Annotated in this window: 17 protein-coding genes and 2 tRNA genes; 4 read left to right on the forward strand and 15 right to left on the reverse strand. The window is 59.8% G+C overall.

Annotation, left to right across the window (positions count from 1 at the left end):
* Positions 1–123 precede the first annotated feature (123 nt).
* Positions 124–200, reverse strand: a tRNA-Met gene (locus ACM6IO_RS19660).
* A 393-nt stretch (positions 201–593) separates the two neighbouring features.
* Positions 594–670 (reverse strand) — tRNA-Met (locus ACM6IO_RS19665).
* Positions 671–971: 301 nt separating this feature from the next.
* On the opposite strand from ACM6IO_RS19665, the gene dinB reads away from it, so the two are divergent.
* Entirely contained in the window at positions 972–2,033 is a 1,062-nt protein-coding gene (gene dinB / locus ACM6IO_RS19670; protein WP_008030047.1) for a DNA polymerase IV, read from the forward strand.
* Positions 2,034–2,134: 101 nt separating this feature from the next.
* On the opposite strand, the gene ACM6IO_RS19675 is transcribed toward dinB, so the two are convergent.
* The 4 genes from ACM6IO_RS19675 to ACM6IO_RS19690 all read right to left on the reverse strand — a co-directional run bounded on the left by ACM6IO_RS19675 (position 2,135) and on the right by ACM6IO_RS19690 (position 6,920).
* Positions 2,135–3,088, reverse strand: coding sequence for a hypothetical protein (locus tag ACM6IO_RS19675; RefSeq protein WP_192417943.1), 954 nt, complete (start codon positions 3,086–3,088; stop codon positions 2,135–2,137).
* Positions 3,089–3,105: 17 nt separating this feature from the next.
* Positions 3,106–4,821 (reverse strand): proline--tRNA ligase, encoded by a 1,716-nt coding sequence (locus ACM6IO_RS19680; protein ID WP_414912056.1) that lies wholly within the window; start codon positions 4,819–4,821, stop codon positions 3,106–3,108.
* Between the two features lie 142 nt (positions 4,822–4,963).
* On the reverse strand, positions 4,964–6,523 hold the full coding sequence (locus ACM6IO_RS19685) for an AmpG family muropeptide MFS transporter (RefSeq protein ID WP_008039268.1): 1,560 nt from the start codon (positions 6,521–6,523) through the stop codon (positions 4,964–4,966).
* Positions 6,524–6,566: 43 nt separating this feature from the next.
* A complete protein-coding gene (locus tag ACM6IO_RS19690; protein WP_008030054.1) occupies positions 6,567–6,920 on the reverse strand; it encodes an MGMT family protein in 354 nt (117 codons plus the stop codon).
* Between the two features lie 253 nt (positions 6,921–7,173).
* Here ACM6IO_RS19690 and ACM6IO_RS19695 point away from each other — a divergent pair, with 253 nt between their 5' ends.
* Positions 7,174–8,181 carry a DUF481 domain-containing protein gene (locus tag ACM6IO_RS19695; protein WP_008039264.1) on the forward strand — a complete coding sequence of 336 codons (1,008 nt, stop codon included), beginning with the start codon at positions 7,174–7,176 and terminating at the stop codon, positions 8,179–8,181.
* 212 nt (positions 8,182–8,393) lie between these two features.
* Here the strand turns inward: ACM6IO_RS19695 and ACM6IO_RS19700 are convergent, their stop codons facing one another.
* The gene (locus tag ACM6IO_RS19700) at positions 8,394–8,603 is read right to left on the reverse strand and encodes a cold-shock protein (protein ID WP_002554837.1); all 210 of its coding nucleotides are present in this window, start codon (positions 8,601–8,603) and stop codon (positions 8,394–8,396) included.
* 353 nt (positions 8,604–8,956) lie between these two features.
* Between ACM6IO_RS19700 and dcd the strand changes: the two genes are divergently transcribed.
* Positions 8,957–9,523, forward strand: a complete 567-nt coding sequence (dcd, locus tag ACM6IO_RS19705; RefSeq protein WP_008030058.1) for a dCTP deaminase — start codon at positions 8,957–8,959, stop codon at positions 9,521–9,523.
* A 107-nt stretch (positions 9,524–9,630) separates the two neighbouring features.
* On the forward strand, positions 9,631–9,840 hold the full coding sequence (locus ACM6IO_RS19710) for a hypothetical protein (protein WP_084321795.1): 210 nt from the start codon (positions 9,631–9,633) through the stop codon (positions 9,838–9,840).
* A 131-nt stretch (positions 9,841–9,971) separates the two neighbouring features.
* Here ACM6IO_RS19710 and ACM6IO_RS19715 read toward each other — a convergent pair whose 3' ends face one another.
* The 8 genes from ACM6IO_RS19715 to ACM6IO_RS19750 all read right to left on the reverse strand — a co-directional run bounded on the left by ACM6IO_RS19715 (position 9,972) and on the right by ACM6IO_RS19750 (position 19,823).
* Positions 9,972–10,736 carry an ABC transporter ATP-binding protein gene (locus ACM6IO_RS19715; protein WP_008030062.1) on the reverse strand — a complete coding sequence of 255 codons (765 nt, stop codon included), beginning with the start codon at positions 10,734–10,736 and terminating at the stop codon, positions 9,972–9,974.
* A 13-nt stretch (positions 10,737–10,749) separates the two neighbouring features.
* Positions 10,750–11,868: a succinylglutamate desuccinylase/aspartoacylase family protein gene (locus tag ACM6IO_RS19720; RefSeq protein ID WP_414912057.1), complete on the reverse strand. Its 1,119-nt coding sequence runs from the start codon at positions 11,866–11,868 to the stop codon at positions 10,750–10,752.
* 12 nt (positions 11,869–11,880) lie between these two features.
* The gene (locus tag ACM6IO_RS19725; protein ID WP_008030066.1) at positions 11,881–12,591 is read right to left on the reverse strand and encodes an ABC transporter permease; all 711 of its coding nucleotides are present in this window, start codon (positions 12,589–12,591) and stop codon (positions 11,881–11,883) included.
* The gene (locus ACM6IO_RS19730; protein ID WP_008030068.1) at positions 12,588–13,316 is read right to left on the reverse strand and encodes an ABC transporter permease; all 729 of its coding nucleotides are present in this window, start codon (positions 13,314–13,316) and stop codon (positions 12,588–12,590) included. Before ACM6IO_RS19730 ends, ACM6IO_RS19725 begins: the two co-directional genes overlap by 4 nt.
* A gap of 56 nt (positions 13,317–13,372) precedes the next feature.
* A complete protein-coding gene (locus ACM6IO_RS19735) occupies positions 13,373–14,155 on the reverse strand; it encodes a transporter substrate-binding domain-containing protein (protein WP_008030070.1) in 783 nt (260 codons plus the stop codon).
* Between the two features lie 307 nt (positions 14,156–14,462).
* Complete coding sequence (locus tag ACM6IO_RS19740; protein WP_414912058.1) at positions 14,463–16,151, reverse strand: ATP-dependent DNA ligase; 1,689 nt, start codon at positions 16,149–16,151, stop codon at positions 14,463–14,465.
* Positions 16,148–17,182: a ligase-associated DNA damage response exonuclease gene (locus tag ACM6IO_RS19745; protein WP_414912059.1), complete on the reverse strand. Its 1,035-nt coding sequence runs from the start codon at positions 17,180–17,182 to the stop codon at positions 16,148–16,150. Before ACM6IO_RS19745 ends, ACM6IO_RS19740 begins: the two co-directional genes overlap by 4 nt.
* Before the next feature lie 190 nt (positions 17,183–17,372).
* Entirely contained in the window at positions 17,373–19,823 is a 2,451-nt protein-coding gene (locus ACM6IO_RS19750) for a penicillin acylase family protein (RefSeq protein WP_414912060.1), read from the reverse strand.
* Positions 19,824–20,060: the final 237 nt, after the last annotated feature.

A 20,060-nucleotide genomic window follows, 5' to 3' on the forward strand; every position in this document is an offset into this window, starting at 1 on the left:
GTCTGAACTCAGAACTCAGGTGATCCCGAACGCTTCCCTACACAGTGACAGGTCATTGTTGCGAAAGGACTTTTTCAACAGATACAAAAAAGGCCACTCTTTCGAGTAGCCTTTTTTGATGTTTGGTTGCGGGAGCCGGATTTGAACCGACGACCTTCGGGTTATGAGCCCGACGAGCTACCAGACTGCTCCATCCCGCGTCTGTGTGGCGGCATTCTATAGAGATACGCCGGTGTGTCAACCGTTAATCCGGCGCCGGGTCAAATAAGCGTAAATAAGCGGCGAACGGTCGCAGGGGCGCGTTAAGTTTCGGAATCAGAACGATTTCTCCGTGCTGTCAAAAAACAAATTTCTCACGGAATGTTGGGAGACACCGATGGCGCGTTACCTGTAGGAGCCGGCTTGCTGGCGATGGACTCGAGTGCGCCGCGTTGATTCAGGCAGCACGCGTTATCGTTAACGACCATCGTCGGAGCGCCGCCCGCAGACAAGTCGGCTCCTACAGGAAAGCGTGCATGAATTGAAATCGAATCGCATGGCAAAACACGCGCGCACAAAAAAGGCCACTCTTTCGAGTAGCCTTTTTTGATGTTTGGTTGCGGGAGCCGGATTTGAACCGACGACCTTCGGGTTATGAGCCCGACGAGCTACCAGACTGCTCCATCCCGCGTCTGTGTGTCGGCATTCTACAGAGGAACGCCGGGCTGTCAACCTTCAATCCAGATAAAACCTGTTCTGGTTCAATCGCTTAGCTCTGAAAGAGGGCGGTGTGATCGGCTGTGAGTCAGGCCTGGCAAGGCTTTTAGCTCTATCGCAGGGGCGCTTTCGATTGAGAAAATAAATTCATCTGTAACTTTTCCTACCATTGGGTAAGAACATTCAGACTACTGGTGCTATATACAGGTGTCGGTGAGATACTGCAGATCCGGCACGCCTTGACTCCAATTCTACGCCATGAACACCGCTTTTATATGAGCCAGCGAAAAATCATCCACGTCGATTGTGACTGCTTCTACGCTGCCATCGAGATGCGCGACGACCCGCGCCTCGCCGGAAAACCCCTGGCGGTGGGTGGTTCGGCGGATCGACGCGGGGTGATCGCCACCTGTAACTATGAAGCACGGGCGTATGGCGTGCGTTCGGCGATGTCGTCGGGGCACGCCTTGAAGTTGTGCCCTGACCTGACCATCGTCAAGCCGCGCATGGACGCCTACCGGGAAGCCTCGAAGGAAATTCACACGATCTTTCGCGATTACACCGACCTGATCGAACCGCTTTCCCTCGATGAGGCTTACCTCGATGTGTCAGACAGCGCGCACTTCGGCGGCAGCGCCACGCGAATTGCCCAGGACATCCGTCGTCGGGTGTCCAATCAGTTGCACATCACCGTTTCCGCCGGCGTGGCGCCGAACAAATTCCTGGCCAAGATTGCCAGCGACTGGAAGAAGCCCAATGGCTTGTTTGTCATTACGCCGGATCAGGTCGAGGATTTCGTCAGCGGTTTGCCCGTCAGCAAGCTCCATGGCGTTGGCAAAGTGACTGCCGACAAACTGGGCAGGCTCGGCATTGTCGATTGTTCGCATTTGCGCGAATGGGACAAGTTGGCGCTGGTGCGTGAATTCGGCAGTTTTGGCGAGCGGCTTTGGAGTCTGGCCCGTGGGATCGATGATCGGTTGGTGCACAACGACAGTCGGCGGCAATCGATCAGTGTCGAAAACACCTATGACGTGGATCTGCCGGATCTGGTGAGCTGTCTGGATAAATTACCCGAGTTGCTGGAAACCCTGGCGGGCCGCATGGCGCGAATCGACAACAGCTATCGGCCGGGCAAGCCGTTCGTCAAAGTGAAATTCCATGACTTTACCCAGACCACGCTGGAGCAGGCCGGGGCAGGGCGGGATCTGGGGAGTTATCAGTTGTTGCTGACCCAGGCGTTCAATCGCGGCGGGAAACCGGTGCGGTTGTTGGGGATCGGGGTGAGGCTGGAGGATTTGCGCGGAGGGTTTGAGCAGATGGAGTTGTTTGAGCGGTAGTTTAGCGGTGAATGTGACGGCCTCTTCGCGGGCAAGCCTCGCTCCTACAGGGGGGCACGCAATACCTGGTGGAGCGAGGCTTGCCCGCGAAGCTTTTGCTTTTAGTTCGGTCCCGGATCCGCGACGAGCCGCCCGGCATCCTTGGTCAACGACTTGAGGAATTCGGTCTGCAACTCAGGATCGTTACGCGTCAGCTCAATCAAACTCTGTTCAAGCTCACTGGCTTCTTCTTCCAGACCCAGCTCCGACAGACGCTTGACCCGGTGTACCCACTGGCTCACTTCGTCGTCTTCAAGATCGTCGTAAATCAGCCCGTGGGCTTCGAGCAACTTGCCGCGCAACGAGCTGCTGACCGCCAGGGTCGAATCCGTATGTACATCGTCCTGACTATCTTCGACCTTGATCAGCAGGCGACTCAGGTGATTGATGTCATGTTCGGCGAACGGACTGTCCAGCAGGTTCAGGCGCAACACACCGTTTTTGTCGGTGCTCAGCTCGAACGTATCCTTGCCGGCCTTGACCTCCACCGGGCGCTCGCTCCAGGGCAGGCTCGAGTATTCGGTGCGCTTGTCGAGCTGGACTTCGTCGATGCCGGCGAGGTTCTGCTGCGCACGACCGTGGGACGGCGCGTTCATGAACGGGTTGAGCCCGGCGAAACCGTAGCTGAACCAGTCCTTGGTCACGCTATCCGGCAGGTTGCCGAGGGCGAACACGTTGACCACGTTCGCGCCGACACCGGCCACCACGGCCACCGCGCCCAGCGGGATCTCGTAGACCTCCCGCCAGGGTTGGTAAGGCGTGTAGCGATCGTAATGACGGGTGACTTCGAACTCGGTGACTTCGAAGGTCTTCTGTTCGTGGATCTTCACCCGACGTTGCGGCAGCTCAAGCACCTTGGGCTCACCGACATCGATCTGCAGGCTGTGATCGAGCAATTTGCGCTCGACACGAGCCTCGTGCTCGCTGCGTTGCGACATGTGATTGGCGCAGCCGCTGACCAGCAGGGTGCCGCACAGGGCGGCACCACCGAGGCCTAAGGTGTTTCGCTTGAACATGACTTCTCTATCTGGTGTCAGCGGCGGATACGGGCCTGGAGGAAGGACAGCACGTCAGCGACCGGCAGCGCTTGCGCCTCGGGCTCGGTGCGGCTCTTGTATTCCAGATTGCCTTCGGCGAGGCCGCGGTCACTGACCACGATCCGGTGAGGAATGCCGATCAGCTCCATGTCCGCGAACTTGATGCCCGGGCTGGTTTTCTTGTCGCGATCGTCCAGCAGCACTTCGAAGCCGGCCGCAGTCAACTCGACGTACAGCTTGTCGGTCGCTTCGCGAACTTGTTCGGTTTCGTAGCGCAGCGGCACCAGCGCGATCTGGAATGGAGCCAGTGTGTCGCTCCAGATGATCCCGTTGGCGTCGTTGTTCTGCTCGATGGCCGCAGCTACCACGCGGGAAACGCCGATGCCGTAGCAACCCATTTCCAGGGTGACCGGCTTGCCGTTCTCGCCCAGCACTTCGCACTTCATCGCTTTGCTGTACTTGTTGCCCAGCTGGAAGATGTGCCCGACTTCGATGCCGCGTTTGATTTCCAGGGTGCCTTTGCCGTCCGGGCTCGGATCACCGGCCACGACGTTGCGCAGGTCGGCAACGGTCGGAACCGGCAGGTCACGCTCCCAGTTCACGCCGAAGTAGTGCTTGTCGTCGATGTTCGCACCGATACCAAAGTCGCTCATCAGCTCGACGGAACGGTCGATGATGATCGGCAGCGGCAGGTTCAACGGGCCGAGGGAACCGGCACCGGCGCCAATGGCGTCGCGCAGTTCGCTTTCGGACGCCATGACCAGCGGGCTGGCAACGCCAGGCTGGTTGGCGGCCTTGATTTCGTTCAGCTCGTGGTCGCCACGAATGATCAGGGCAATCAGCTTGCCTTTCTCTTCAGCGTGAACCACGAGGGTCTTGATGGTCTTTTCAATCGGCAGATTGAATTTTTCCACCAGCGCGGCGATGGTCTTGGTATCTGGCGTGTCGACCAGGCGCATCTCTTCAGTCGGCGCGGCGCGGGAGGTTTCACGCGGTACCGCTTCGGCTTTCTCGATGTTCGCGGCGTAGTCGGAACCGTTGCTGAAGACGATATCGTCTTCGCCGGATTCGGCCAGCACGTGGAATTCGTGGGAGCCAGCGCCGCCGATGGAGCCGTTATCAGCTTCAACCGGGCGGAACTTCAGGCCCAGGCGGGTGAACACGTTGCAGTACGCCTGGTGCATGCGGTCGTAGGTGACCTGCAGCGAAGGCTGGTCAGCGTGGAACGAGTAGGCGTCCTTCATGATGAATTCGCGGCCGCGCATCAAACCGAAGCGTGGGCGGATTTCGTCACGGAATTTGGTCTGGATCTGATACAGGTTGATCGGCAGCTGTTTGTAGCTGCTCAACTCGTTGCGCATCAGGTCGGTGATCACTTCTTCGTGGGTCGGGCCGGCGCAGAAGTCGCGACCGTGGCGATCCTTGAAGCGCAGCAATTCAGGGCCGTATTCTTCCCAGCGACCGGATTCCTGCCACAGCTCAGCCGGTTGTGTACTCGGCATCAACACTTCAAGAGAGCCTGCGGCGTTCATTTCTTCACGAACGATGGCTTCGACCTTGCGCATTACTCGCAAGCCCATCGGCAGCCAGGTGTACAGGCCCGAGGCGAGTTTGCGGATCATGCCGGCGCGCAGCATCAGCTGATGGCTGATGACGACCGCGTCGGAAGGCGTTTCTTTCTGTGTGGCGAGCAAAAATTGACTGGTGCGCATGGTTGGCCGTTGTCGGTTGCTGATGACGAGAAATGACGGAGCATTGTACGGGCGAGATCTGCTGGCGTACAGGCGCGCGGTCGGTGGTGTGGCAGGAGGGCGGGAATCTCCACGCCCTTTGCATGCTATTGGATAAGGGAGCCTACGATTCTTCCGCGACCTGGGCTGGAACCGGCTCAGGCTTTGGGGTCGGGCCTTCGCGGCGGCTCTCCTGGAACCAGTGCAAGGCGATCAACACCAGCGTCGGAACGCCCAGCAGCGCGGTGATCAGGAAGAAATCATGGTAGCCGAATTTTTCCACCATGACCCCGGAATAGCCACCGATCAGGCGCGGCAGCAGGAGCATGATCGAGCTGAGCAGGGCGTATTGGGTGGCGGAGAACTTGAGGTTGGTCAGGCTCGACAGGTAGGCGACGAACGCGGAGGTCGCCAGGCCCGAGCTGAAGTTGTCCAGGGAAATGGTCAGGATCAGCATGTTCAGGTTGGCGCCCATGTCGGCGAGCATCAGGAACAGCAAATTGGTGCCCGCTGACGCCACGCCGCCGATGAACAGGATCGGCAGGATGCCGAAACGCACGATCAGCAGGCCGCCCATGCCGGCGCCGACCAGCGTCATGATCAGGCCGAAGATTTTGCTGACGCTGGCAATCTGATCCTTGGTGAAGCCCTGGTCGATATAGAACACGTTGGCCATCACGCCCATCACCGTATCCGACATCCGATACGTGGCGATCAGCCCGAGCAGCAGCAGCGCTTGCCAGCGGTAACGCAGAATGAAGTCGTTGACCGGTGTCAGCACCGGCGCCAGGCCACGACGGCCTATGGCCGACAGGCACATTGCGGTGAGCGAGGTGTAGAGGATCGCCCGCAGGAATGCGCGGTCTTGTAGCAGCAGGTCGAGCAGGCTGACGCCGTCAAACAGCACGCTGGCGAAGTCGGTGTTGTAGAGCTGGGTGAACATGGCCGGCACGGAAACCAGCAGCACGATCAGTACGAACACCGAGGCCAGTTGATGCACGAAGCTGTAGCGCCCGGCCTGCAATTGCGTGCGCAACGGCACCGGCGGTTCGCGCATGAAGAAAGAGGTCAGCAGCGCCGGAACCATCAGGGCGCCGAACAGCAGGTAAGTGCCGGCCCATGCCGAATGCTTGTAGTTGAAACCGGTGGAGCCAAAACCTTCGGCAAAGAACAGGGCGCCGGCAGTGGCCAGCAGTGCCGCGATCCGATAGCCGGACATGTAGCTGGCGGCCAGGGCAGCCTGGCGGCTGTCTTCGGCGATTTCCAGGCGATAGGCGTCGACCGCGATGTCTTGCGTCGCCGAGGCGAAGGCCACGACTACGGCGATGGCGATCAGCCAGGACAAGTGTTTTTGCGGGTCGCAGAAACCCATCCCGATCAAGCCGAGGATTACCAGTGCCTGGGAAAGTACCAGCCACGAGCGACGGCGACCGAGCTTGCCGAGAAATGGCAGGCGCCATTGGTCCAGCAACGGTGACCAGACCCATTTAAAGGCGTAGGCCAGACCGATCAGGCTTGCATAGCCAATGGTTTCGCGAGCCACACCGGCTTCACGCAACCAGACTGACAGTGTCGAAAACACCAGCATGTAGGGCAGGCCGGCGGCGAAACCAAGCAACAACAGCACAAGTGTCGATGGGCTGGCATAGGCGGCGAGCGCGGCGCGCCAGGTTTTACGGGGCATGGGCTGAAGTCTGCCTCAAGATTACGGAAACAAAGCGCGCACTCTAACCGCTGTGCTCTACCGGGCGCCAGCCATGGCGCTGAATATCAACACGATTGTTCAGGACACTGACGCCTTCGGAGCGCAATCGTGCGCGTTGCTCGTCCCCTGAAGGACTGCCCACGGGCAGGCTGATCCGACCGCCGGCGCCGAGCACTCGATGCCAGGGCAGTTTGGTGTCGCCGGGCAACTGGCTGAGCGTACGCCCGACCCAGCGCGCGGCGCGACCCAGTCCTGCGAGTTCGGCGAGTTGACCATAACTCACGACTTTGCCCTCGGGCACCTGCGCCAGAGTGAGGTACAGCGCCGTGCGTCGGATTTGCGCAGGGCTTTCGGTTTCTGCATCGGCGTCGGTCACATCCGGGGTCCCTGTAGGAGCCAGCCAGCTCGCGATGGTCGTTAACGATAACGCGAGCTGTCTGGGAAAACGCGTCGATCTTGAGTTTATCGCGAGCAGGCTCGCACCTACAGTGGCTGACCGTCTGTAGGGTAAATCCTCGATCAGTAATTGAGAAATGAACTCAATAGAGATGGGCGGGTCAGTCCTTGTTAGGGCCTTATTCCTATGGATAATGCCGACTTTTTTCGCAAACTTGAGCCTGTCCTTGCTTATGGTGTCCAGAACCCTGTTGTGCCTCGCTGTCCTGAGTGCTTCCACGCCCTTGCTCGCCGACACCGTGTGGTTAAAGAACGGTGACAAGCTGAGTGGCAAGATCACTCTGTTCGACGGCGGCAAGCTGGTGATCCAGACCGAATACGCCGGTTCGGTTCCGATCGACTGGAAGCAGGTCAAAACCCTGGAGAGCGATCAGGAGTTGCTGGTCAAGCAGGATGCCTACAGCGGTGAGAAGGCCAAGTCGCTGCACGCGGCGGACGACGGCAAGGTGACGCTGGAAAACGGCGAGGCACCGAAGACCGTCGAGCTGGCGAGTATCCAGCAGATTCTCAAGCCCAAGCCGGTGGTTGAGGATCTGGTCTGGAAAGGCAATATCGATGCGGCGCTGGATTACCAGCGGGCGGAAAAGGACACCGACGACTACGATGTCGACTTCAAGACCACTGCGCGCCATGGCAGATGGCGGCATATCGCCGAAGGCGAGTACAACCGTGAATTCCAGGATGACGTGGTCACCACCGACAACTGGCGGGGCGAGTACTCGCTCGACCGCTTCCTGACCGAGAAGTGGTTCTGGCAGGGCCGTGCGGTCTATAAGCGCGACAAGGTTGAAGAGCTCTCCCGTCAGCGCACCGTCGGTACCGGTCCGGGTTACCAGTTCTGGGATGACGAGCTAGGCGCATTCTCGCTCGGCTCGCTGTTCAACCACACGGACTACCAGTTCTCCGACGGCAGCAAGGACAACTTCTATTCCCTGGCGATGAAGTGGGATTACAACCGCTACCTGATCGGCAAGAAGGTGGAATTCTTCACCAATGGCGAAGTGGGCAAGCCGTTGTCGGGTGTGGCGGATTATGCGCTCGATGCCGAAATGGGCTTGCGCTACAAAGTGACCGAGTGGGCGTCGCTTAACTTGAAGGCCGAGCGAGACATCATCAGCGGTACAGACGATGCCGATCTGGACAAGACCCGCTATACCGCTGGGTTTGGTGTGGCTTGGTAAAACCATTCGCGGGCAAGCCTCGCTCCTACAGGTTTTGCGTCGGGTCGCGATTTCCGATACCGACGCAAAACCTGTAGGAGCGAGCGGTGCGGCGATCCGACTTGCCCGCGAAGGCGTCAGTACTATCAATAGGGTTTGGATCACTACAAAACATTCGCCCACAAAAAAGCCCCGCTTTTAAGGGCGGGGCTTTTTACTAAAGCAAGTACAAGTTAGATAACTTGAACTTCTTCAGCTTGCATGCCTTTCTGACCGCGGGTAGCGATGAAAGAAACCTGTTGGCCTTCTTTCAGGCTTTTGAAGCCGTCGGATTGGATAGCTTTGAAGTGAACGAACAGGTCGTCACCGGATTGTGGAGTGATGAAGCCGAAGCCTTTTTCATCGTTGAACCACTTAACGGTACCAGTTTGGCGATTAGACATGGTGTAACTCCTTGAACAAAGATAACTGCGACTCAGGAAGAACCCTGGCCGAGACTGAGTGCAAAGAGCAGGAAAAATTCTTGTAGATGGTTGGATCGAAATTCAACATATCGTGTAGAGATTCTCAGTGACACAAGCAGCACAGTGGCGCCACCTTAACCCTTTTTCCGGAACGTGCCAATGCTTCCGGCGAAGGTTTCTCTGTTTTCGTGACTGACGGTGCATTGTATTGCCGTCGAGGTCCGGAATTTAAGGGGGATCGCCAAGAATTGTGCCCCGGACTTTGAACCGGCGGCGCGCCCCGGTAAGATGCCGGACAGATTTTTTCCACCTCGCTATTCAGGACACCCGCCATGAGCATCAAATCGGACAAGTGGATTCGCCGCATGGCGCAAGAGCAGGGCATGATCGAACCGTTCGTCGAGCGCCAGGTGCGCGGCAGCGACGATAGCCGAGTGATCTCCTACGGCGTGTCGAGTTACGGCTACGACGTGCGCTGCACTAATCACTTCAAAGTGTTCACCAACATCAATTCGGCCATCGTCGACCCGAAAAACTTCGATGCCGGCAGCTTCGTCGATATCCACAGCGACGTCTGCATCATCCCGCCGAACTCCTTCGCCCTGGCCAGCACCGTCGAATACTTCCGTATTCCGCGCAACGTATTGACCATTTGCCTGGGCAAAAGCACCTACGCCCGCTGCGGCATCATCGTCAACGTCACCCCGCTTGAGCCTGAGTGGGAGGGTCACGTGACCCTGGAATTCTCGAACACCACCAACCTGCCGGCGAAGATCTACGCCAACGAAGGCGTGGCGCAGATGCTGTTCCTTGAGTCCGACGAAGAGTGCGAAGTGTCCTACAAGGACCGTGGCGGCAAGTATCAGGGCCAACGCGGCGTGACGCTGCCACGCACCTGAGTCAACCGTCTGACAAACCGTGGGAATTCCTGGGCGAGCGTACACTCTATGGGGTGTACTGCTCCGATCTGCGCAAGGCGGATCGGGCCATCGCTCAGGAGTGCTATATGAAGATCGACCCGCGTATAAGTGCCGAACTGGCAAGGCTTGAGCCCAATCAGGTTGGCGTTTTGGCCTGGTCGTTGCTGGCACATCCGCCCATCAGCATGGCGGGGGGCATCCCCGGCCAGCCTGATCCCGATACCCCCAACGAACAACCCACCGAACCCGGTGAGCCGACCCTGCCGGATGAGCCGCCTCCCGCGCCGGTTGTGTGATCAACCACGCGAATGAATGGCTTGTATTGGTAGGAGCGAAGCTTGCTCGCGAAGACGGTGGGTCAGCCGACATCTTTCTCTCCTGACCCACCGTCTTCGCGAGCAAGCTTCGCTCCTGCAACGGCTACGTGTTACTTGAGGTTGCCGCTGAGGAACTGCTTCAGCCGCTCACTCTTCGGATTGCCCAGCACGTCTTCCGGCGCGCCTTCTTCCTCGACCAGGCCCTGGTGCAGAAACAGCACCTGACTCGACACTTTGCGGGCGAAGCTCATTTCGTGGGTCACCATGATCATGGTCCGGCCTTCTTCGGCGAGACCCTGGATCACTCGGAGCACTTCACCCACCAGCTCCGGGTCGAGCGCAGACGTCGGTTCGTCGAACAGCATGACTTCCGGCTCCATGGCCAATGCGCGGGCAATGGCGACCCGCTGTTGCTGGCCCCCGGAAAGAAACGCCGGGTACTGGTCCGCCACGCGTGCGGCCAGGCCAACCTTGTCGAGGTAACGACGTGCGCGGTCCTCGGCTTCCTGCTTGCTGCAACCCAGCACCCGGCGCGGAGCCATGGTGATGTTTTCCAGCACGGTCATGTGGCTCCACAGGTTGAAGTGCTGGAACACCATGGCCAGGCGGGTGCGGATCCGTTGCAGTTCATCGGCGTCGGCCACGTGCATGCCGTGGCGATCCTTGATCATGCGGATGTTCTGGCCGTCCAGGCTCATGGCGCCGTCGTTGGGCTGTTCGAGAAAGTTGATGCAACGCAGGAAGGTACTTTTGCCCGAGCCGCTGGCGCCGATCAGGCTGATGACGTCGCCGGTGTTGGCCTTGAGTGAAACGCCTTTGAGCACATGATGATCGCCATAGCTTTTATGCAGGCCTTCGATGGTCAGTTTGTACATGGGGCATGCATCCTCAAGGCGAAAGTAGGTAGCCGCTGCGATAGGCTTCGGTGCCCGCGACGTGGGCGATCACCATGCCGGCAGTGGCCATGCGCCGTAGCGAGCGGGCGTACATCAGCCCGGCGACGGTGCAGTGAACGGGGGTGACGAGATCGTTGATCGGGTCGACGATTTCGGCGATCAGTTGCCCGGCCTCCAGGTATTCCCCCGGCAGCGCGGTGAACACCAGCAAACCGCCCACGGGCGTGGCCACCGGTTCGACGGCCGCCAGCGGCGTGGCGGGATACGTCAGTTCCGGCAGTGGCGCCGGTTCGCCGGCAATCGCGCCGAAGTGAATCAGGTAATCGATCAACGCCTGGCAGTCGAGGCTGGCCAACGGGTGATTGACGTCGCCCTGGCCACGCAATTCGACGGTGACCGAGAAGCTGCCGAGCGGAATGTCGAAGTGTTCGCCGAAGCGCTCTTTCAACTGCCACCAGAGCAGGGTGAAACATTCGTCGAACGACTGACCGCCGGAATCGGTGGCCAGCAGACTCGCTTCGGCACCGATGTAGCGGGCCAGCGGCTCGACCTGTGGCCAGGCCTCGGGCGTGGTGTAGAGGTGCGCGACCGCTTCGAAATCGCAATGCAGGTCCAGCACCATATCCGCGTCACAGGCCAGTCGTTGCAGGATCAGGCGCTGGGATTGCAGTTGAGTGCTGGCAGTCTGTCGCGCCAGAGCCTGGCGCAGGCTGTTGCGGATCAGTTCGAGGTTGCGCTGCGGATCGTCGCCGAGCTGGCCTTCGATCTCATTGCCGACTTCCTCGCTCAAATCGACGAACCAGCGATTGAAGTTCTGCCCGCTTTCGAGCTCGTAGCGGCCCAGCGGTACATCCATCAGCACTTGTTCGAGGCCGACCGGGTTGGCAATCGGCACCAGTACGATTTCGCTGCGCAGGTGGCCGGCGGCTTCCAGCTCGGCCAGGCGTTGTTTGAGGTGCCAGGCGACCAGCATGCCGGGCATTTCATCGGCGTGCAGGGACGCCTGGATGTAGATCTTGCCCTGGGCCGACGTCGGGCCGAAGTGGAAGCTGTGAATCTGTCGTGCGGTCCCCGGCAGCGGGGCCAGCAAGTCATGTATCTGGTGGCGCATGTGCGAAAAGTCCTAGTGGGTCGGCCCGAGGAAGGCCAGCCATCGGCGTTCGGCGAGGCGGAACAGGCCGACCAGCGCAAAGGTGACGGTCAGGTAGATCAGCGCGGCGATGCCGAACGACTGGAAGGTCAGGAAGGTCGCCGAGTTGGCGTCCCGCGCGACTTTCAGAATGTCCGGGATGGTCGCGGTGAACGCGACGGTGGTCGAGTGCAGCATCAGGATCACTTCGTTGCTGTAATAAGGCAGCGAGCGACGCAGGGCTGACGGCATGATCACGTAGGCATACAGCTTCCAGCCGGTCAGGCCGTAGGCTTTGGCCGCTTCGACTTCACCGTGGGCCATGCTGCGGATTGCCCCGGCGAAAATCTCCGTGGTGTAGGCGCAGGTGTTCAGGGCGAAGGCGAGGATGGTGCAGTTCATTGCGTCACGAAAGAACGCATCGAGTATCGGCTGCTCTCGCACGGCGGCCAGGCTGTAGATGCCGGTGTAGCAAATCAGCAGCTGGATATACAGCGGCGTCCCGCGAAACAGGTAGGTGTAGAACTGCACCGGCCAGCGAATATAGAAGTGCGGCGACACCCGGGCGATGGACAGCGGGATCGACACCAGGAAACCGATGAAGATCGACGCACTGAGCAGCCACAGGGTCATGGCCAGGCCGGTGATGTTGTAGCCGTCGGTGTAAAGGAAGGGTTTCCAGTATTCCTGCAGGAGTTCGATCATCGTACGGCCTCCCGGGAGCCAGCGGCGTAGCGGCGTTCAAGCCAGCGCAGGATGACGTTGGAGGCGCTGGTGATCAGCAGGTAAATCAGCGCAGCCAGCACCAGGAAGTAGAACAGTTGATAACTGCTTTTGCCGGCGTCCTGGGCAGCCTTGACCAGGTCGGCGAGGCCGATGATCGACACCAGCGCGGTGGCCTTGAGCATCACCATCCAGTTGTTACCGATACCCGGCAGGGCGAAACGCATCATTTGCGGGAACACCACGATCCAGAACCGCTGGCCACGCTTGAGGCCATAGGCGGTGGCCGCTTCGACCTGGCCCCGGGGCACCGCGAGAATCGCGCCACGAAAGGTTTCGGTGAAGTACGCGCCATAAATGAAGCCCAGGGTAATGACCCCGGCGCTAAACGGGTTGATCTCGATGTATTCCCATTCCATGAAATCGGTGAACGACGTCAACCAGGTTTGCAGGCTGTAGAAAATCAGCAGCATCAGCACCAGGTCCGGCACGCCGCGAATCAGCGTGGTGTAGACCTGCGCCGGGACGCGCACGAGTTTGACTTTTGACAGTTTGGCACTGGCGCCGAGCAGGCCGAGCAACACGGCCACCAGCAGCGACAACGCCGATAATTTGATGGTCATCCAGGTGCCTTCCATCAGCAACGGACCGAAGCCCTTGAGGCTGAAGGCTGAGAGCCCCAGATTTTGTAATAGGTTTTCGAACATAAATCAGCAACCTGATCGGATGAAAAAAGCGCCCATCGCGAGATGGGCGCCGGGCATTATTTGCCGCTGTACAGATTCAGATCGCCAAAGTGTTTCTTCTGAATGGTGGCGTAGGTGCCATCATCGTGTAACGCTTTGATACCTTTATCCAAAAGTGCCTTGAGGTCTTTGTTACCTTTAGAGATACCGATAGCTGTTTTGGCTGGCAGCAATTCGCTGTCAACCGGCTTGCTGACTTCGTAGCCTTCGCCCTTTGGCGACTTCAAAAAGCCCAGTTCGGCTTGCAACATGTCCTGGATCGCGGCATCGAGGCGACCGGACATCAGGTCCGAATACACCTGATCCTGGTTCTGATAGGCCTGGGTTTTCACGCCAGCCTTGTCCAGCACGGCCTTGGCATAGGCTTCCTGGATGGTGCCTTGCTCGTAGCCTACGGTCTTGCCTTTCAGGGACGCGACGTCTTCGGTCAGGCCGGAACCTTTCTTGAACACATAGGCGGTTGGGCCGGAGAACAGCTCGCTGGAGAAGTCGATGACTTTTTCGCGGGCCGGGGTGACGGTCATCGAAGAGATCACACCGTCGAATTTGTTGGCCTTCAGGCCCGGAATCATGCCGTCGAAATCGCTTTCGACCCATTTGCACTTGACCTTCAGCTCGGCACAGATGGCATTGCCCAGATCGATATCAAAGCCCACCAGGCTACCGTCGGCCGCTTTCGACTCGAACGGAGCATAGGAAGGGTCAACGCCAAAACGCAGTTCTTTGTATTCCTTGGCCAGCGCGGAGCCGGCAGCCATGCACAACGCCAGTGCAGAAAGGGTCAGCAATGCTTTTTTCATTATTCAATCCCTAAGAACCAATATGAGCGCTTGTGGCGCAGAATTATTGTTACTGGAAAGCGTAAGACCTATTGAAAGTAGCAATTTCCGAACCAGAGTCCCGAACAAGCGTTTTAAAAGGTGATTCAAGAAATGGCTGGACGGGATTTATGCACGAAAACGGGCGCCGGGAAATAGCTGCACCGTCATTGAGCACGTGATCAAGCTTTTCGTAGGAGCCGGCTTGCTGGCGATCGGATCGACGCGGTGATTCAGAATGACCGAGTTATCGTTCATCGCCAGCAAGCCGGCTCCTACAGGGGATTGGTTAACTCAAAAGATTCTGCAGGGTGGCGAGATTGTCAGCCTCGTCAACGTTCTTGTCTTTGCGCCACCGCAGCATCCGCGGAAACCGCACCGCAATCCCGCTCTTGTGGCGCTTGGACAAGGCGATGCCCTCAAACCCCAATTCAAACACCAGGCTCGGTTTTACACTGCTCACCGGGCCGAATGTCTCCACCGTAGTCTTGCGCACGATGCTGTCGACCTGGCGCATTTCCTCGTCGGTGAGGCCTGAATACGCCTTGGCGAATGGCACCAGCGTGCGCTCGCTGGCACTGGGCGGGCTGTCCCACACCGCGAACGTGTAATCGCTGTACAGACTGGCTCGGCGACCATGGCCGCGTTGCGCGTAAATCAGCACGGCGTCGATGCTGAACGGGTCGACTTTCCACTTCCACCAAACGCCCATGTCCTTGGTCCGGCCGACGCCATACAGCGCATCCCGGGCCTTGAGCATCATGCCTTCGACGCCGAGGCGGCGGGAGGCTTCGCGTTGGCGGGCGAGGTCGAGCCAGTCTTTGTCGGTCAACACCGGGGAGGGCAGTAACACCGGGTTGTTGCACTGGGTGATGACCTGTTCCAGTTGGGTGCGCCGCCTGGCTTGAGGCTGGTTGCGCCAGTCTGCGCCTTGCCATTCCAGCAAGTCGAAGGCCAGTACGACCACCGGCACTTCATCGAGGATTTTCTTGCCCAGGGTCTTGCGGCCGATCCGCTGTTGCAGCAGGGCGAACGGTTGCACCGCCGGTGGGTTCGGCGCCAGTGGATCGAAGGCATCTTCGGTGCTCGGTGGTGCGGTTTTCCACGCAACGATCTCGCCGTCGATCACCGTACCGTCCGGTAGGCCGTGAACCAGGCTGTCAAATTCGGGAAAACGCTCGGTGACCAATTCTTCGCCGCGCGACCAGATCCACAGTCGTCCATCGCGCTTGACCACTTGGGCGCGGATGCCGTCCCACTTCCATTCCACCTGCCAGTTGCTGGCGGGGCCGAGCAGGGTTTCGAATTGCTCCACCGGTTGCGACAACGCGTGGGCGAGAAAAAACGGATACGGCTGGCCGCCCCTTTGTGAGTGTTCATCGGCCGACTCGGCGGCGATCAGTTTCAGGTAACTCGCTGCGCTGGGACGGCTGGAGAGGTCGGTGTAACCCACCAGTCGCTGGGCCACGCGTTTGCTGTCGAGCCGCGCCATCGCTGCCAGGGCGCGGGTCACCAGCAACTTGGAGACGCCGACGCGGAAACTGCCGGTGATCAGTTTGATGCAGAGCATCAGGCCGGGGCGGTCCAGTTGCGACCAGAGTTCGGGCAATTGCTGGGCGAGCACGTCGGGAGATTCGCCGCGCAAGGGCAGCAGTTTGTCTTCGATCCACACCGCCAGCCCGTCGGTGGAACTGTGGGGCGCTTCGGGCAGCACCAGCGAGATGGTTTCCGCCAGGTCGCCCACCGCCTGATAACTCTCTTCGAACAACCACGGTGACAGGCCGGAATACGCCTCGGCGAGTTCACGCAGGATGCGCACCGGCACCAGTTGCCGAGGTCGCCCGCCGGACAAAAAGTACACCGCCCAGGCGGCGTCTTCCGGGGCGGCCTGAGCGAAGTAATGTTGCATCGCCGCCAGTTTGGCATTGCTGGACGTTGTCGCGTCGAGCTCGGCGTACAACCGGGCAAAGGCCTTCACGGCAGCACCTCGGCGCTTTGCGGTTCGGTGTCGGTGATGTCTTCCTCGTCGTCGCCGTACTCGGTGGTGAACTCCTGGGCGTCGAGACCCTGCTCGCGCAAATGGCGCACCAGGACCGCGACCGAACCGTGGGTGACCATCACGCGTTCGGCGCCGGTCTGTTCGATTGCCCAGAGCAGGCCTGGCCAGTCGGCGTGGTCCGACAGCACAAAACCCCGGTCCACTCCCCGTCGCCGACGCGTGCCACGCAAGCGCATCCAGCCACTGGCGAAACCATCGCTGTAATCGCCGAAGCGCCGCATCCAGCTGCTGCCGCCCGCCGAGGGCGGGGCCAGGACCAGCGCCTTGCGCATCATCGGGTCGCTCTTTTTGACCTCGCCAGCGTGGATCGTTGGTGGCAGGTAAACGCCGCTTTCTCGATACACCCGGTTGAGCGGCTCGACAGCGCCGTGCACCAGAATGGGGCCGAGGCGCGCGTCGATACCGTGGAGAATCCGCTGCGCCTTGCCGAAGGCATAGCAGAACAGCACGCTGGTCTTGTCTTCGGCGGCATTGGCTTGCCACCACTGATTGATTTCGGCAAACACCTGCGCCTGAGGCGGCCAGCGATAGATCGGCAGGCCAAAGGTCGATTCGGTGATGAAGGTGTGGCAGCGCACCGGCTCGAATGGCGCACAGGTGCCGTCGGGTTCGATTTTGTAATCCCCGGAGGCGACCCAGACTTCGCCACCATATTCCAGGCGCACCTGCGCCGAACCGAGTACGTGGCCGGCGGGGTGGAAACTCAGGGTGACGCCGTGATGCAGCAACCGCTCGCCATAGGCCAGGGTTTGCAGATTGATGTCCTGGCCCAGTCTCGCGCGCAGGATGCCTTCGCCGGGCGCGGCTGCCAGATAGTGCCGGTTGCCGCCGCGGGCATGATCGCCGTGGGCGTGGGTGATGACCGAACGTTCGACTGGCCGCCACGGGTCGATATAGAAATCTCCGGCCGGGCAGTACAAACCTTCGGGGCGCGCGATAACAAGATCCATGTTGTTACCAAAATGGAGGGACTTGTTAGCTATGAGGTTTGGGCGGGGTCAGAAGTTCTATCGATATTTCACAGGAAAACGACGCTCCCTGTAGGAGCCGGCTTGCTGGCGATGGCGGCGTGTCAGTCGACATGTTTATTGACTGAACAGACGCTATCGCCAGCAAGCCGGCTCCTACAGGGGGATGGGGTTACTTGCCGGGTGTCAGCGTCAACCGCTTGGTCCCGTAGACCTTGTCGAAGTTCTGCGGCTGCATCGGCAGACTCACGTATTGCCCCTTCAACCACGGATCTACGCTGTCGAGGTAGTTCGGACTCGCCGGGTTACCCGACTGGCCGGTACCGTTCTGGCCCATCAACGGTTCGGCCTGGCCGAAATCGACGATGAAGCGCATGGCCGGTGCCAGCGTGGTGTTGAAGTCCTGGCCCCAGGCGAACGCCGCCGTGTTCAACGTGGTGTGATCGCCGCCGGCCGCGAGCGGACCGCGTACGGTCTGGCCACTGGCGTTTTTCCATTCATAGCGGTGCAGTTTGCCCCACTGCCAGGCTTTGTGATCGCCGCCCAACTGACTGTCGCCTGCGGTGATGGCCGCCGCGAGGCTGCGGGCGAGAATCGCCGGTTTGTCTTCTTTCTGCGGCGTGCGTGCGTCATCCCAGAACGGGCTGTCTTCACGCCCCAACAGATGATCGGCTTGCGCCGCGTAGGACAACTTGCCGTTGGCGATAAAGGCTTTCCACGCCGGACTGCTTTCCGGGCCCAGTTCGTCGAGGAAGGTTTGCTTGGCGCTTTCCTGCAGGAACAGCTCGTAAATCGCTGCATCGGCGGAGGTCGCGGCGAGTTTGCCGTCGAACGCCATCAGGCGGGTAAACGCTTCGTGCGCCTTGCCGCGATCGGCTACCGGCAAGGCTTCAATGGCCTGCTTGAGCGGCTTGGCCATGCCCGGCGCTGCAAACATCTTTTTCAGTTTGGCGGCGAACGTGGTGGTCTGATCGTATTGCATGGCGATCACACTGCGCGTGTCGTGTTTGCCCACGCCGGCCAGTTCAGCCATGCGTTCGCCACGTTCCGGTGCCGACCACGAATTGGACAGCTGCATGCCGTAACCATGGGGAATGACCCGCTGGTTGGCGGTGCCGAGCCAGCCTTGCGCCGGGTCTTGATCGTACGGGTGCAGCATCGCGTCGGCGTAACCGTCCCAGTCATAACGACCTTCCCAGCCCGGCGATGGCAGCAGGCCTTCGCCTTCGCGGCGGTTCGGGTAACGACCGGTAACTTGCCAGCCAATATTGCTGGCGTCGGCAAAGACCAGATTCAGCGTGATCGCACGGATTTCACGGCTGGCGTCCGAGGCTTTCTCGACGGTTTGTGCGCGAGACAGGTCGAAAAACGCGTCCAGGGATTTGTCATCGGTGAAGTTCGGTGTCTGCAACGCCAGGCCCAAACCGTTGCCCAGCGCCGTGCCTTTGGCGCTGTTGAGCAGCGGCCCGTGGCGCGTTTCGTACACCGCTTCGCGAATCGGCCGCTGGCCTTTGACGAAATAGGTTTCGTTGCGAACGATAACCGGCTGCCATTTGCCGCCGACTTCGTAGGAAAGACCGTTGCCCTGGCGTTGGATTTTTTCCAGGAACAGGTCCTGGTTGTCGCCCATGACCGAGGTCATGCTCCACGCCACTTTGCCGTTGAAACCGCCCAGCACCATCGGCAAACCGGCGATCGTCACGCCGGACGCCTGGTATTTCGGCGCACGAATCTGCACGTAACTGAACAGCGACGGCACGCCCAGCGGCCCATGGCTGTCGCTGGCCAGCAGGCTTTTGCCGCTGCGGCTGCGTTGCGGGGCAATCGCCCAGTTGTTCGATGATGTGGCGCCCAGCAGATTCAGATCGGACAGTTGGCCGGTGGCTTTGCTGATTTCGGCGAGGCCTGGAATCGCCCCGTTGAGCTTGAGGCCCTGAAGTTTTTCGGCTTCGGCCACCGGCAGTTTTTCGTCGGGGGCGGACGGTGTCAGCCACGGGAGTTTGTCGGTGGTGACCGATTGGGCCAGCACCAGCGAGGAGATTTCCTCGGGCAGGTTCGCCGATTGGCTGAAGTTCAGCAGGCAGAAAATCAGCGCCGAATCTTCCGGTTTCCAGTATTCGGGCTTGTAGCCGGTGGCGGTGAGATCGGCCGGCAACTTGTCGCGGTAGCGGAACAGGTAGGCGTTGACCCCGCGCGCATAGACTTCGAAGAAGCGTTTGAGGCGCGGCGAAGAGGCCTTGTACAACTCGCCGGCGCTTTTCTTCAGGTTGACGGCGCGCATGTAGCGGTCGGCGTCCAGCAGGTCCGAACCGGACATCTCCGACAACCGGCCTTCGGCCAGCAGGCGCAGGGTGACCATCTGCGTGATGCGGTCGCTCGCGTGTACATAACCGAGGGTGAACAGCGCGTCGTGGAAGCTGCTGCTTTCGATCAACGGCACGCCCATGGCGTTGCGACGCACCGAAACGTTTTGCGCCAGACCTTTGAGCGGCTGCACGCCGGTGGTGGGCGGGAGCGTGTCTTGGGCGTTCCAGGTCTGACAACCGGACAGGCTCAAAACACCGGCCACTGCTGCGGCAACGCCGAACCGGGGAAGAAAATGTGTGAGGGCTGGCGAGGCCATGGCAAAGCTCCTGCGGGGGGGTAGCGTCAGTAAAGGCGCTACGTTAGAGAGCAGGAGGTGGCCGCGCAAGCAGGGTAGGGGGTTATTTCAGGATTTGTCGGATAAACCGTGATGGTTGGGGTTGATGCTGTTGTTTTTTTGTTTGGAGTACATATCCATTTTTGGGGTAACGGCGGCTATTGGTTTCGCTTTTACAGCGAGTCACTTTCGAAAAGCGCGAAAGTAACCAAAGCGCTT

The organism is Pseudomonas sp. IT-P44 (assembly GCF_949768225.1).
Taxonomy (GTDB): Bacteria; Pseudomonadota; Gammaproteobacteria; order Pseudomonadales; family Pseudomonadaceae; genus Aquipseudomonas; species Aquipseudomonas migulae.

Excerpts from the sequence above, each read along its gene's own strand:
- dinB (WP_008030047.1), top strand. The coding sequence starts at position 972 with ATGAGCCAGCGAAAAATCATCCACGTCGATTGTGACTGCTTCTACGCT.
- ACM6IO_RS19675 (WP_192417943.1), bottom strand. The coding sequence starts at position 3,088 with ATGTTCAAGCGAAACACCTTAGGCCTCGGTGGTGCCGCCCTGTGCGGC.
- ACM6IO_RS19680 (WP_414912056.1), bottom strand. The coding sequence starts at position 4,821 with ATGCGCACCAGTCAATTTTTGCTCGCCACACAGAAAGAAACGCCTTCC.
- ACM6IO_RS19685 (WP_008039268.1), bottom strand. The coding sequence starts at position 6,523 with ATGCCCCGTAAAACCTGGCGCGCCGCGCTCGCCGCCTATGCCAGCCCA.
- ACM6IO_RS19695 (WP_008039264.1), top strand. The coding sequence starts at position 7,174 with ATGGTGTCCAGAACCCTGTTGTGCCTCGCTGTCCTGAGTGCTTCCACG.
- ACM6IO_RS19700 (WP_002554837.1), bottom strand. The coding sequence starts at position 8,603 with ATGTCTAATCGCCAAACTGGTACCGTTAAGTGGTTCAACGATGAAAAA.
- dcd (WP_008030058.1), top strand. The coding sequence starts at position 8,957 with ATGAGCATCAAATCGGACAAGTGGATTCGCCGCATGGCGCAAGAGCAG.
- ACM6IO_RS19710 (WP_084321795.1), top strand. The coding sequence starts at position 9,631 with ATGAAGATCGACCCGCGTATAAGTGCCGAACTGGCAAGGCTTGAGCCC.
- ACM6IO_RS19715 (WP_008030062.1), bottom strand. The coding sequence starts at position 10,736 with ATGTACAAACTGACCATCGAAGGCCTGCATAAAAGCTATGGCGATCAT.
- ACM6IO_RS19720 (WP_414912057.1), bottom strand. The coding sequence starts at position 11,868 with ATGCGCCACCAGATACATGACTTGCTGGCCCCGCTGCCGGGGACCGCA.
- ACM6IO_RS19725 (WP_008030066.1), bottom strand. The coding sequence starts at position 12,591 with ATGATCGAACTCCTGCAGGAATACTGGAAACCCTTCCTTTACACCGAC.
- ACM6IO_RS19730 (WP_008030068.1), bottom strand. The coding sequence starts at position 13,316 with ATGTTCGAAAACCTATTACAAAATCTGGGGCTCTCAGCCTTCAGCCTC.
- ACM6IO_RS19735 (WP_008030070.1), bottom strand. The coding sequence starts at position 14,155 with ATGAAAAAAGCATTGCTGACCCTTTCTGCACTGGCGTTGTGCATGGCT.
- ACM6IO_RS19745 (WP_414912059.1), bottom strand. The coding sequence starts at position 17,182 with ATGGATCTTGTTATCGCGCGCCCCGAAGGTTTGTACTGCCCGGCCGGA.
- ACM6IO_RS19750 (WP_414912060.1), bottom strand. The coding sequence starts at position 19,823 with ATGGCCTCGCCAGCCCTCACACATTTTCTTCCCCGGTTCGGCGTTGCC.